The sequence below is a fragment of the Streptomyces resistomycificus genome (assembly GCF_001514265.1).
GTDB lineage: Bacteria > Actinomycetota > Actinomycetes > Streptomycetales > Streptomycetaceae > Streptomyces > Streptomyces resistomycificus.
This window is the reverse complement of sequence record NZ_KQ948988.1, coordinates 968,784-980,388: the sequence shown is the minus strand read 5'-3', so window position 1 is coordinate 980,388 and position 11,605 is coordinate 968,784. Positions and strand designations below refer to the sequence as shown.

The 11,605-nt window shown below is 70.1% G+C and carries 11 protein-coding genes; all 11 read right to left on the bottom strand.

Features of this window, described 5'->3' with window-relative positions; all coding sequences use genetic code 11:
* Window positions 1-27: 27 nt before the first annotated feature.
* Window positions 28-1,185, bottom strand: a complete 1,158-nt coding sequence (gene ispG, locus AQJ84_RS04125; protein WP_059198796.1) for a flavodoxin-dependent (E)-4-hydroxy-3-methylbut-2-enyl-diphosphate synthase — start codon at window positions 1,183-1,185, stop codon at window positions 28-30.
* A 4-nt stretch (window positions 1,186-1,189) separates the two neighbouring features.
* Window positions 1,190-2,212, bottom strand: coding sequence for an adenosyl-hopene transferase HpnH (gene hpnH / locus AQJ84_RS04120; protein ID WP_030041963.1), 1,023 nt, complete (start codon window positions 2,210-2,212; stop codon window positions 1,190-1,192).
* A 5-nt stretch (window positions 2,213-2,217) separates the two neighbouring features.
* Window positions 2,218-2,859 carry a phosphorylase family protein gene (locus tag AQJ84_RS04115; protein ID WP_053193313.1) on the bottom strand — a complete coding sequence of 214 codons (642 nt, stop codon included), beginning with the start codon at window positions 2,857-2,859 and terminating at the stop codon, window positions 2,218-2,220.
* The gene (shc, locus tag AQJ84_RS04110; protein WP_053193310.1) at window positions 2,859-4,850 is read right to left on the bottom strand and encodes a squalene--hopene cyclase; all 1,992 of its coding nucleotides are present in this window, start codon (window positions 4,848-4,850) and stop codon (window positions 2,859-2,861) included. Before shc ends, AQJ84_RS04115 begins: the two co-directional genes overlap by 1 nt.
* A 117-nt stretch (window positions 4,851-4,967) precedes the next feature.
* Window positions 4,968-6,032 carry a polyprenyl synthetase family protein gene (locus AQJ84_RS04105; protein ID WP_079022761.1) on the bottom strand — a complete coding sequence of 355 codons (1,065 nt, stop codon included), beginning with the start codon at window positions 6,030-6,032 and terminating at the stop codon, window positions 4,968-4,970.
* Window positions 6,033-6,103: 71 nt separating this feature from the next.
* Window positions 6,104-7,531: a hydroxysqualene dehydroxylase HpnE gene (gene hpnE / locus AQJ84_RS04100; RefSeq protein ID WP_030041965.1), complete on the bottom strand. Its 1,428-nt coding sequence runs from the start codon at window positions 7,529-7,531 to the stop codon at window positions 6,104-6,106.
* The gene (locus tag AQJ84_RS45045; RefSeq protein ID WP_220450772.1) at window positions 7,528-7,668 is read right to left on the bottom strand and encodes a DUF6380 family protein; all 141 of its coding nucleotides are present in this window, start codon (window positions 7,666-7,668) and stop codon (window positions 7,528-7,530) included. Before AQJ84_RS45045 ends, hpnE begins: the two co-directional genes overlap by 4 nt.
* On the bottom strand, window positions 7,668-8,618 hold the full coding sequence (gene hpnD / locus AQJ84_RS04095; protein WP_037803443.1) for a presqualene diphosphate synthase HpnD: 951 nt from the start codon (window positions 8,616-8,618) through the stop codon (window positions 7,668-7,670). The genes AQJ84_RS45045 and hpnD overlap by 1 nt, the downstream gene beginning before the upstream one ends.
* A complete protein-coding gene (hpnC, locus tag AQJ84_RS04090) occupies window positions 8,615-9,517 on the bottom strand; it encodes a squalene synthase HpnC (protein WP_030041966.1) in 903 nt (300 codons plus the stop codon). The genes hpnD and hpnC overlap by 4 nt, the downstream gene beginning before the upstream one ends.
* 386 nt (window positions 9,518-9,903) lie before the next feature.
* On the bottom strand, window positions 9,904-10,683 hold the full coding sequence (locus tag AQJ84_RS04085; RefSeq protein ID WP_030041967.1) for an ABC transporter ATP-binding protein: 780 nt from the start codon (window positions 10,681-10,683) through the stop codon (window positions 9,904-9,906).
* Window positions 10,676-11,605 (bottom strand): ABC transporter permease, encoded by a 930-nt coding sequence (locus AQJ84_RS04080; protein ID WP_053193304.1) that lies wholly within the window; start codon window positions 11,603-11,605, stop codon window positions 10,676-10,678. The genes AQJ84_RS04085 and AQJ84_RS04080 overlap by 8 nt, the downstream gene beginning before the upstream one ends.

Genomic DNA, 11,605 nt, shown 5'->3' with positions numbered 1-11,605 from the left:
GTCGGGCCCCCTATCGGTCCGTGCTGTTCAGCTCACGGTGACGGCGGGCTCCCCCGACGGGACGCCGTCCTGCTCCATCTGTTCGGCGATCTTCATCGCCTCTTCGATCAGGGTCTCGACGATCTTCGACTCGGGGACGGTCTTGACGACCTCGCCCTTGACGAAGATCTGTCCCTTGCCGTTGCCGGAGGCGACGCCGAGATCGGCCTCCCGGGCCTCTCCCGGCCCGTTCACCACACACCCCATGACGGCCACCCTGAGCGGCACCTCCATGCCCTCCAGACCCGCGGTGACCTCGTCGGCCAGCTTGTAGACGTCGACCTGGGCGCGGCCGCAGGACGGGCACGACACGATCTCCAGCCGCCGCTGCCTCAGGTTCAGCGACTCCAGGATCTGGATGCCGACCTTGACCTCCTCGGCGGGCGGGGCGCTCAGGGACACCCGGATGGTGTCGCCGATGCCCCTGCTGAGCAGGGCGCCGAAGGCCACGGCCGACTTGATCGTCCCCTGGAAGGCCGGACCGGCCTCCGTGACGCCCAGGTGCAGCGGGTAGTCGCACTGCTCCGCGAGGAGCGTGTAGGCGTTCACCATCACCACGGGGTCGTTGTGCTTGACGGAGATCTTGATGTCCCGGAAGCCGTGCTCCTCGAAGAGCGACGCCTCCCACAGGGCGCTCTCCACCAGCGCCTCCGGGGTCGCCTTGACGTACTTCTGGAGCAGGCGCCGGTCCAGCGAGCCCGCGTTCACGCCGATGCGGATCGGGGTGCCGTGGTCCTTCGCCGCCCCGGCGATCTCCTTGACCTTGTCGTCGAACTGCTTGATGTTGCCCGGATTGACGCGCACGGCGGCGCAGCCGGCCTCGATCGCGGCGAACACGTACTTCGGCTGGAAGTGGATGTCGGCGATCACCGGGATCTGCGACTTGCGGGCGATGGTCGACAGAGCGTCCGCGTCGTCCTGCGTCGGACAGGCGACCCGCACGATCTGGCAGCCGGACGCGGTCAGCTCGGCGATCTGCTGGAGCGTGGCGCCGATGTCGGACGTACGCGTCGTGGTCATCGACTGCACCGACACCGGGGCCCCGCCCCCCACGGCCACCGGACCGACCTGGATCCGCCGCGACACACGCCGCTCGGCGATCGGCCGGACCGGCACCTCGGGAACGCCCAGGGAGACGACGGTCATCACCTCACTCCCGGTTTCCGGAGACGGTCTCGCGCATGGCGCGCAGCGACTCCTTGAGGGACCCCATGGTGGCGAGGACGGCGGTCGGCTCGTAGCCGCAGTGCGCCATGCAGTTGGCGCAGCGTGGATCCTTGCCGCGGCCGTACTTGTCCCAGTCGGTCTCCTCGACGAGCTCGCGGTACGTCGGGACGTATCCGTCGCTCATCAGATAACAGGGGCGCTGCCAGCCGAAGAGCGAGTAGTTCGGGATCGCCCAGGCCGTGCACGGGAAGTCGACCTTGCCCTCCAGGAAGTCCAGGAAGAGCGGCGAGTGGTTGAGCCGCCAGCGACGCCGGTTGCCGCCCGCGAACGCCTTCCTGAACAGTTCGCGGGTCTGCTCCACGCCCAGGAAGTGCTCCTGGTCGGGGGCCTTCTCGTAGGCGTAGGCGGGCGAGATCATCATCTCGTCGACCCGCAGGTCGTCATTGAGGAAGTTGAGCACCTCGATGATGGTCTGCGGGGTGTCGGTGTTGAAGAAGGTCGAGTTGGTGGTCACCCGGAAGCCGCGCTTCTTGGCCTCCTTGATCGCCTCCACGGCCTCGTCGAACACCCCCTCCTTCGCCACCGACTCGTCGTGCCGTTCCCGCAGCCCGTCGATGTGCACGGCGAAGGCGAAGTAGGGAGAGGGCTTGAACTTGTCCATCTTCTTGCGCAGCAGCATGGCGTTGGTGCAGAGGAAGACGTACTTCCTCTTGGCCACCAACTGCCGCACGATCTCGTCGATCTGAGGGTGCATCAGCGGCTCACCGCCCGCGATGGACACCATCGGCGCACCGGACTCCAGCACCGCCCCGACGGCCTGCGCCACCGGCATCCGCTGCTTGAGCACCCCGGCCGGGTGCTGGATCTTGCCGCAGCCCTCGCACTTCAGATTGCACGCGTAGAGGGGTTCCAGCTCCACGATGAGCGGGAACTTCTCCCGCTTGCGGAGCTTTTGTTCGGCCAAGTATGTAGCGACCTTGATGGACTGACGAAGCGGCATGGCCATCTGGCTCACCTCCTGGGGAGCAGCAAGGAACGGTGCCATTCGTGGAATGCGGGAAGGACCGATCGAAGTACGCGGAAGGCTGATATTCCACCGCGCACCGTGCCGATCCGGACGAGTTCATGTTCTGGAGCGTCCACGACCACCCGGACGGCCGCAACGGGGCGCTCGCCCGCGCGCACGGCGCTCAGGAGCGTGGCCGCGGACTCCATGTCTACCGCGATCGCGCCGGTGGCGCGCAGATCCGCCCGTTCGTGACCGCGCACGACGTGGTCGGAGCCGGTGAGCGGTCCGGTGTGGACCGTGCGGCCGGGCAGCGCCCGCGCCAGTTCCTCGACGAGCAGGTCGGTTCCGACGCACGCAACGGTTCCGCGCGGATCCCGCGTTTCCTCGGCGACGACCAGATCGCCCGGGTGCATCCCGGGGGCGAGTCCCGCGCAGAAGCCCGTGGCCACCACGGCGGCCTCGCCCAGCGCCGGGCCGGCCAGCGCCCCGGTGACGGAGCGCTCGGCCGCGACCGGTCCCATGCCGGTGCGCAGGATCGTGACCGGCCCGCCGGCGCCGCCGCGGTCGCCACTGCGCAGCGCCAGGCGCTCGATGCCGAGGGCGCAGGCGATCAGCAGCGGGGCGCCGGCGGGCTGGGTGCGCATCAGTCCCCCTTGACCCCGGAGAAGGGCTCTCCGTGGACGTACCGGCCGAGGGCGGTGAGCGGGAACACCTGACGGTAGAGGTGGTAGTTGATCGAGAAGTCCCAGGGGAAGCCGGTACCGGTGAAGTACGGCTCGTCCCAGGTACCGTCCTCGCGCTGGGTGCTCGCGAGCCACGCGACGCCGCGCTCGACCGCCTTGGAGTCCTTCTCCCCGGCGGCCAGCAGGGCCATCAGCGCCCACGCCGTCTGTGAGGCGGTGGAGGCGCCCCGGCCGCTCCACTTCTTGACGTCCTTGTACGAGCGCAGGTCCTCGCCCCAGCCGCCGTCGTCGTTCTGCACCTTCTCCAGCCAGATCACCGCGCGGCGGATCGCCGGGTGCGAGGCGGGGAGCCCGGCCGCGGCGAGGGCGGGCACCACGGAACCGGTGCCGTAGATGTAGTTGACGCCCCAGCGCCCGAACCACGAGCCGTCCGGCTCCTGTTCGGCGAGCAGCCAATCGATGCCACGCCGGGTGCGCGGGTCGTGCGAGAGCCCCTCGACGGCCAGCATCTCGACGACGTGCGCGGTGACGTCGGCGGACGGCGGGTCGATGACCTCGCCGAAGTCGCAGAACGGCAGCCGGTTGGGGAACGGGCTGGTGTTGTCGACGTCGAAGGCGCCCCACGCGCCGTTCTTCGACTGCATCCCGAGGTTCCAGCGGACGCCGCGGCCGATCGCCCGCTCCACCCGCTCCGGGTCGTGGTGCTTGACCCTGCGCAGCGCGAGGACGACCTCGGCGGTGTCGTCGATGTCGGGATAGTTGTCGTTGTGGAACTCGAACGCCCAGCCCCCCGGCGGGAGTTGGGGACGCTTCACCGCCCAGTCGCCGGGCCGGACGATCTCCTCGCCGAGCATCCAGTCGGCGGCCTTGACCAGCTGCGGGTGGTCGGCCGGTACCCCGGCGTCGACGAGCGCGATCGTCGCCAGACAGGTGTCCCACACCGGCGACTGACAGGCCTCGATCATGCGGGACCCGTCCTCACGCCAGATGGCGAAACGGTCCAGCGACTCCAACCCGGCCCGCATGACCGGGTGTTCGAGGTCGTAGCCGAGAAGGTGCAGGGCGATCACCGAGTACACGGCGGGCGGCTGGATGCCGCCCCAGCAGCCGTCGTTCTCCTGGCGTTCGATGATCCAGCGGGCGGCGCTGTTCATCGCGGCTCTGCGCAGTCTGCGTGGGGCGACCTTGCGCACCTGATGCAGCACCTTGTCCAGGCGCTGGAAGGCACCGTCCCAACTGGCCATCGGGGCAAGAGGCTTGAGCGGGTTCGGGTTCGCCGGGTCGGTGTGCAGCTCGTCGAGCGGGAAGGGCGCGGGCCGCACCGGCCGCGTCGCGGAGACGATCGTCAGCGGGACGATGGTCTGCCGGGCCCAGCACCCGAAGTCGTAGATGTTGAGCGGTACCCAGGTCGGGAAGTAGATGAGCTCCGGGGGGAGTTCGGGCAGGTCCTCCCATTTCCACCAGCCGAACAGGGCCAGCCAGATCCGGGTGAAGACCCGGGCCGCGGCGATGCCGCCCTGCGCCCGGATCCAGGCCGAGGCCCTCGCCATGTGCGGCGCGTCCGGGTCGTCCCCGGCCAGGCGGAGCGCCACATACGCCTCGATGGTGGTGGACAGTTCGCCCGGTCCGCCGTAGAAGGAGGCCCAGGTGCCGTCCTCGCGCTGCTCGCCGCGGATGAACAGACCCGCGGCGTGGGTGGTGGCCTCGTCACGGATCCCGATGAACTGGCGGAGCAGCAGGTCCTCGGCGTCCATGGTGACGTTGGTCTCGAGGTCGCCCTTCCACCAGCCCTGGGCGTCCTGCGTCGCCAGCAGGTGGCCGGTGGCCCGCTGCACCGCGCGTACGGCGGCGTCGTGCACCCCGGCCGCCACGGGGGTGTTGATGTCGGTTTCGCTGGCCGCGGCAGCGCGGGACGGCAGGGCCCCGGTGCTTCCGTCGGTCGTCGCTGTCATGGCTTCCCCTTCGTGCAGTGTGCAATCGGTGCTTCTGCTTGGGTCCGCCGTCGGCCGGTGCTCGTGTTCCCGCGACACCGGCCGGCGACTACGCGAGGGCTATTCGACCGATAGTGATCATCTCTTTCGTACGACGACGAAGTCGGCGAGTGCCGTGAACTGCGCCCGCACCCGGTCGGGCATGTCGACGGCGTCGAGGGCTTCGATGGCGATGGTGTGCTGTCGGCGTGCTTCCTCGGCGGTCCACTCGCGGCCGCCCGCCTCCTCGATGAGCGCGGCACGGGCCGCGAACTCCGTCTCGGAGAAGTTCTCGAAGTCGCTGGCCTTGGCGTCGGCGGCGAGCAGCTCACCGAGCCGCTCGGAGGCGGGCCCGCCCGCCGCGAGCGCGGCCACGACCGGCAGGGACTTCTTGCGCTGGCGCAGGTCGCTCCAGGTCTGCTTGCCGGTGGAGACCGGGTCGCCCCAGATGCCGAGCAGGTCGTCGACGGCCTGGAAGGCGAGGCCCAGGTGGTAGCCGTACTTCTCCAGGGTGTCGGCGGTGCGGTCGTCCGCGCCGCCGAGCACCGCGCCGATGGAGCTGGCGCAGGCGAGCAGGGCACCGGTCTTGTTGCCCTCCATCTCCAGACACTCTTCTACGCTGACGCGGTCGCGGTGCTCGTAGGAGATGTCCTGGGCCTGACCGTCGATCAGGGCCCGGGAGGCGGTGGTCAGGCGGCGGGCGGCACGGCCCGCCTCCACGGTGCCGAGTTCCAGCAGCACCTCGTTGGCCAGGGCGAACAGGGCGTCGCCGACGAGGATGGCCTGGGCGGGGCCGTGCACCTTCCAGACGGTGTCGCGGTGCCGGCGCTGTTCGTCGCCGTCCATCAGGTCGTCGTGCAGCAGCGAGAAGTTGTGGACCAGCTCCACGGCGACGGCGCCGGGGATGCCGGCCTCGGGCTCGGCGCCGGTGACCTCCGCGGAGAGCACCGCGAGGGCGGGGCGTACGGCCTTGCCGCCGTCCCCGTCCGCGGGGTTGCCCTGGGCGTCGATCCAGCCGAAGTGGTAGGCGGAAACCGTGTCCATGGGAGGTGCCAGGCGGTCGATGGCCGCCCGCAGTACCGGTGTGGCAAGGGTCCGGCCGCGCTCCAGGAGCGCGGTCACGTCCACCGCGGTCCTCCGAGCGGCCTGCGAGGCCGGGGGCACAGTGGGCACAGTCTCTCCTCTTGTTGCGGTACCGAAGGTGCGGGGGCCTGCCGTGCCCTGCTGATCGAGCATCAGGCCGCCTCCTCGAACTCGAAGAGGTGGCGGGGGCGGGGTCGGCCCAGGGCGCCGAGCACGGCGTCCGCCGCGCTCACACCACTGCGGACCGCACTCTCCATGGTCGCGGGCCACCCGGTGGCGGTCCACGCTCCGGCCAGGTAGAGGCCGGGTGCCTTGGTGCGGGCGCCGGGCCGCAGCCGTCCGACGCCGGGGGTGGGAGCGAACGTCGCCGTGCGTTCCCGGGTCACGAAGAAGTCCCTCACCTCGGCCCCCCGTGTACGGGGCAGCAGGCGCTCCAGCTCGGGCAGGTAGCGCTCGCGCAGCACGGCGACGGGCTCGTCGATCTCGTCCTGGGCGGCCGACTGCGACAGGGCGAGGTACTGCCCCTCGTGCAGCCCGGATGCCTCCGTGCGGTCGAACACCCACTGCACCGGGGTGCCGAGGGCCGCGAAGAACGGCCGTGAGAGCACCTTGCGGTCGTAGACGACGTGGACGTTGAGGATCGGCGCGGTGCCGATCTCCAGGAGCCGTTCGGGCGCGTCGAGCGCGCCCGCCGGCAGCAGGTCGTGGGCCTCGCGCTGCGGTACGGCGAGGACGACCGCGTCCGCCCGCAGTTCCTCGCCGGGCACCTGAACGCTCCAACGCCCGTTCTCGTCAGTGGAGATGGAGGTGACGCGGGTACGGATCTCGGTGCGCACGCCCGCGGAGTCGAGCGCCTTGCGGGCCAACCGGTCATGCAGTTCGCCCAGCGGGACGTGCGCCCATCCGATGTCGGCGGCACCCGGGTCGGACAGCAGGCCGGTCTTGAACACCATGGCGGCGAGCCCCAGCGAGGAGTCACCCGCGACCGCGTTGAGCGTGGCGACCCCGACCAGGTCCCACAGTGCCTCGATGGCACGCGCCGACTGACCGTGCGAGCTCAGCCAGCTGCCGAAGTCCTGCGTGTCCAGGTCCGGATCGGCGAGGTCGAGCCCCTTGAGCGCGAGCGCGGCCCGCCCCACACCGGCCCGCTCGGCGAGCGAGAGATGCGGGTACGTGGCGAGGCTGCGCCCCAGATGCAGGGGCACCGGCAGCGCGTCGCGCCGCAGCCTGCCCAGCCGCCGCCCCTCGGGACGGTCGACGTCGAGTACGGGCACGTCGAGACGATCCTGCAGCGGAGCCAGCGCCGCGCCCTCGACGCGGTCGAGGAACCACCGGTAGGCGGTGCAGCAGCGCAGGTACACGTGCTGTCCGTTGTCGACGGTCAGCCCGTCGCGCTGGAAGGAGAAGGCGAGGCCGCCCAGCCGGGGCCGGCCTTCGAGCAGTGTCACCCGGACTCCGGCGTCGGCGAGCGCGAGCGCGGCGGTGATGCCGGCGAGACCGCCGCCGATCACGACAGCGTCTCTCCCGGAGTGTCCCGGCGTGTCCGCGAGCGACACGTCGGGCTGCGAACCGTCGGTCATCGTGCGCCCTCCCCCGAGTGCCCGCCGGACCGTGCACGGCGGGCACGGCGGGTCGTCGCAGTCTGGGACGCGACCCGGCTCCGGAGGGTTGCGTGCCACTTTTCTCCGACGGCATCACCTTGGACCGAATTGTCCATCAGGCACGCCTCCTGACGGCCCGCCGCGTCACATGCCGGGCGTCGAGGCCCGACAGGCCACGCACGGCGACGTACGCCTTCTCCCGCCCGGGCAGCGAGACGCGGCCGCGCAGCACCGCCTCGGGATCACGCTCGATCCGGTCCAGGAGGCGGCGGTAGATCCCGGCCATGGCGGCCACACAGGCGCCACTGCGGCGGTCGAGCATCGGGAGCAGCCGGTAGCCCTCCGCGAACAGGGCGCGGGCCCGACGCACTTCGAAGTGCACGAGGCCCGCGAAGTCGGCACCCTCCGGCGGTTTCGACCCCTTGAAGCCGGCCGAGCAGCCGAACTTGGCGAGGTCGTCGCCGGGCAGATAGGTGCGCCCGCCCTCGGCGTCCTCCCGAACGTCCCTGAGGATGTTGGTGAGTTGGAGTGCGAGCCCGAGCGTGTCGGCATACTCCGGCGCGCGCTCGGCACCGCGCGCCCCCGGTTCCGTACCGAACACCCCGAGGGACAGCCGCCCGATGGCACCCGCCACACAGCGGCAGTAGACCTTCAGGTCGTCCCAGGTCTCGTAGGTCTCGCCCCGTACGTCCATCAGCACGCCGTCGATGAGCTCGTCCAGCCCGTCGAGCGGGATCGGGAAGGTCTCGGCTGCGTGGGCGAGGGCGACGGCGACCGGGTCGATGTCGTCCTCGTCGACCGAACCCTCGCGCACCCGGGCCAGCATCGCCCGGGTGTCCTCGAGTCGCACGCTCTTGACACCGTCGGCCAGCGCGCCGTCGCCGATGTCGTCGACGCGCCGGGAGAAGGCGTAGAGCGCCGACATCGCACGTCGCTTGGGCGTCGGCAGCAGCCTGATGCCGTACGCGAAGTTGCGGGCCTGCTGCCCGGTGACGGCCTCGCAGTAGCTGTAGGCGGCGAGTACCGGTGCGGACACGTCCTGTTCCGACTCCACGGTCCGGATCACCCCTTTCCTCGCAGAGTCACGCCCACCTCACGCAGCAACCGGACCTTGCCGGGCTTGGGCGGGCCGGGAAGTACGTCGTACTCGGCGGCGGTGATCGCGTGGATCGCCGCCCTTCCCCCCGCCACGAACCCTGCGAGCAACAGCCTCAGCCTGCCGTGGACGCTACCCACCAGGGGGGCGCCTTCATTCAGGAGATCGCGAGCGCGTTGCGCTTCGTATGCAACCAGGGCACGCACCGATGCGCCTGAGGTTTTCGCGGCGAGGTCCGCCTCCCGGACGTGAAAACGCTTCATGTCCTCGGCGGGCAGATAGACACGGTCGCGGCCGAGGTCCTCGGCGACGTCCTGGAGATGTTCGACGATCTGGAGCGCCGTGCAGATCGCGTCGGAGTGACGGATCCGCTCGGGGGTCGCGGTGCCGGTGACGGCGAGGACGAGACGGCCCACGGGGTTCGCGGACAGTTCGCAGTAGGCGAGCAGGTCGTCGTAGCTCTCGTACCGGGTGACGAGCTGGTCCTGGCGGTTGGCGGCGATCAGGCCGAGGAACGGCTCGGGGGTCAGCGCGCGCCGGCGGACGGTCCGCTGGAGCCGGCGCAGCAGCGGGTGGCGCGGGGTGGAGTCGAAGACCCGGTGGAGGTCGGCCTCGAAGGCGTCCAGCATCACCAGCCGGTCCTCGGCGGATCCGGGCTCGACACCCAGCAGCCGGGCGTCGGCGCCGCCCGGGGCCAGATCGCCGTCACCGATGTCGTCGACGAGGCGGGCGAAGCCGTAGACGGCCATGAGGTCGTCGCGCCAGTCCCCGGGCAGGAAGAAGGGGGCCACGGGGAAGTTCTCCGCCGCGGCCTTGTCGAGCGTCGCGCGCTCCGTCTCGTCGGGGCGCGTCGTGCCGGTTCCCGTCACCGCCGACCGCCCGGGGCGGGGACGGCACCTGCTGGGGGGAGCTGGGGAGTATCCGTAGCCATCGCCGTCACATCTCCCGTTCTACACCGCGGACCCAATACACACTATTTCGGACACGCCGCCCGGCCGTCCGCGCAGCCGCCCGGTGGCGGGTGTCGCGCATTATCGCCCTACTTGGCGCGATTCGGGACCGGTACAGCTTACGTTGTACAACGCGTCATGGATCCCGGGGGTGTCCCGCGCATCACAACAACACACCGATTGGCCCCAAGATTCCCAAGGCGGGGCGAAGTTGACGTTTCCTTTGCAGACGCGGAGCCCCGCCGGAGCAGTTCCGGCGGGGCCCTGGGAAGCGGGGTGGGCTCCTTCGCCCGTATCCGGGTGGACTACTTGCCCGTGAACTTCTCGTACTCCTTGAGGACCTCGTCCGTCGGGCCGTCCATGCGCAGCTCGCCGCGCTCAAGCCACAGGACACGGTCGCAGGTGTCACGGATCGACTTGTTGTTGTGACTGACGAGAAACACGGTCCCGGCCTCCTTGCGCAGTTCCCTGATGCGCTGCTCCGAGCGCTTCTGGAACTTGCGGTCGCCGGTGGCCAGCGCCTCGTCGATCATCAGGACGTCGTGGTCCTTGGCGGCGGCGATGGAGAACCTCAGACGGGCCGCCATACCGGAGGAGTAGGTGCGCATGGGAAGGGTGATGAAGTCGCCCTTCTCGTTGATCCCGGAGAAGTCGACGATCTCCTGGTAGCGCTCCTTGATCTGTTCCCGGGTCATCCCCATGGCGAGCCCGCCCAATATGACGTTCCGCTCGCCGGTGAGGTCGTTCATCAGGGCCGCGTTGACGCCGAGCAGCGAGGGCTGGCCGTTGGTGTACACCTTGCCCTCCTCGGCCGGGAGGAGGCCGGCGATGGCGCGCAGCAGCGTCGACTTGCCGGAGCCGTTGGAGCCGATCAGGCCGATGGCCTCACCGCGGTAGGCGACGAAGGAGACTCCCCGGACCGCGTGCACCTTGCGCACGCCGCGTTCCTCACCGCGCTTGAGGATGCGGCTGAGGGCGGCGGTGGCGCTGCCCTTGCCGGTCTTGGCGCCGTTGACGCGGTAGACGATGTGCAGCTCGTCCGCGACGACGGTGGGGATGCGCTCGTCGATGGTCTGCTCAGCCACGGCCGTACCTCTCCTCCGCCTTCCAGAAGTACACGAAACCGCCGAGTGCGACGAGCAGCGCCCAGCCGCCGGCGGCCGCCCAGACGTGGTCGGGCAGGTTCTCGGAGCCGTATCCGTCGATGAGCGCGAAGCGCATCAGGTCCATGTAGATGGCGGCCGGGTTCCACTGCAGCACGGTCCCCATCCAGTCCGGCTTGTCCTGCAGCATGATGGGGATGGAGAACATCACACCGGACGCGTACATCCACGTACGCATCACGAACGGCATGAGCTGCGCGAGGTCCGGGGTCTTCGAGCCGGCCCGGGCCATGATCAGGGCGAGGCCGGTGTTGAAGAGGAACTGCAGGACCAGGATCGGGACGATCAGCGCCCAGGACAGGTCGGGGTAGCTGCCGAAGGCGGCCGTCACCGCGAACAGCACGATCATCGAGGCGAGCAGCTGCTGGAGCTGCTGGAGCGCGAAGGAGACCGGCAGCGAGGCGCGCGGGAAGTGCAGGGCGCGGACCAGGCCGAGGTTGCCGGAGATCGCGCGGACGCCCGCCATCACCGAGCTCTGCGTGAAGGTGAACACGAAGACGCCCGTGACCAGGAACGGGATGTACACCTCGCGGGACATGCCGCGGTCGGCCTCGAGGATGACTCCGAAGATGAAGAAGTACACGGCCGCGTTCAGCAGCGGCGTGACGACCTGCCAGAGCTGGCCGAGCTTCGCCTGGCTGTACTGGGCGGTCAGCTTCGCCCGTGAGAAGGCGAGGATGAAGTGACGCCGGTCCCAGAGCTGGCGGACGTACTCGACGAGGGAGGGCCGGGCGCCGCTCACGGTCAGCCCGTACTTCTCGGCGAGCCGGGCCGCCGTCATGCCCTCGTCGGGCGGTACGGACGCGCTCACCGCGACCGTGCCGTCGTGCGTTGTCTCACTCAC